Here is a 1,119-nt window from a genome sequence, read left to right as displayed (position 1 = left end):
CACAATCTGGCAGCATAGAATAAATTTTCAATAAATCATTTACTGTTCTATTAAAGGTACATACAATTTTCCCTTTTCTTTCATTGAATTCATCAGAACTATGAGTATTACCAATAGTAGACGAACCAGAACCTACTCTGAAATAAGTTAATTTCTCAGGAATATGTAATAGTTTTCTGAAAACTAATGAAAAATATATTATTACTAAATCAACTGATATATCGATTTGAGCTATATAATTTTAATTTTCTAGAGTGTCTTTTCTTATAGAAAGAGAACTATTATTGCTTAAAAGAAAGTAATTTTCCCTAATTATCTGAACAATATTGTCCTTCCTTATCTCAATTTCAAATGGAATTTTATCTAATTCATAATTTAAATCAATACCGTTCTCGTCCACTAATTTCCTTGAGTTATGAACGGTTACTATATCTCTTCTTTTCTCAAAAATTTTATTTATATATTCAATTTTATTTTTATGAAACATATCATCGTCCTCAAGGAAATATATAATATCAATATCATCTCTTAGAGCCTTAATTGCCTCAAACATCTTCTTTCCTAATTGTGGATAATCTGCCTCAATCACAGTTGCATTTATGGAGTTGTTCAATATCTTCGGATTGTCAGCTACTATAATTATCTGATCTGGTTTGACTGTTTGAGATAAAACTGAGTTTAACGCTTCATCAATATACTTATACCTCTTGTAAACTGTAATTATTATTGCTGACTTCACAAGTATAGCTTAAATTACCAGTTAATATTTTTTGAGAAACGAATTACAGCAGTTATGGGACTTTAACGTAACTTAAAGATTTTCATCAGCCCCGGCGGTCCGCCTAAATGACGTTCAACGAACCTGAGGAACGCCTCCACGCTCCTCAGGTTAAGAGCCCCTATCAGCTCCCTGACGACGTTGGTCATGATGGTGAAGATCGCGAGGTAGCCCTGGAGCCTCTCCCTCCTCCAGAACGAGGAGTCCTCCAGTCCCAAGGCCTTGACGTCCCTGTGGAGCTCCTCGATCTCCCACCTCATCCTCCAGGCCTCCTCGATCTCCTCCTCGCTGAGCGAGAGGTCGGTCGTGTAGAGGTACCTGGCCTGTGTCCCGGAGTCACG

1 protein-coding gene and 1 pseudogene are annotated in these 1,119 nt (G+C 36.7%); both read right to left on the bottom strand.

All coding sequences use genetic code 11. The features are described from left to right. Window positions 1-241: 241 nt before the first annotated feature. Window positions 242-739 (bottom strand): glycosyltransferase family A protein, encoded by a 498-nt coding sequence (locus METMK1DRAFT_RS00680; RefSeq protein WP_009069592.1) that lies wholly within the window; start codon window positions 737-739, stop codon window positions 242-244. A gap of 62 nt (window positions 740-801) precedes the next feature. Then, window positions 802-1,119 (bottom strand): annotated as a pseudogene (locus METMK1DRAFT_RS00675) (IS701 family transposase); the annotation flags it as partial.

Origin of the sequence: Metallosphaera yellowstonensis MK1, assembly GCF_000243315.1 — an archaeon.
GTDB lineage: Archaea > Thermoproteota > Thermoprotei_A > Sulfolobales > Sulfolobaceae > Metallosphaera > Metallosphaera yellowstonensis.
This window is presented reverse-complemented; position numbering and strand designations above follow the sequence as displayed.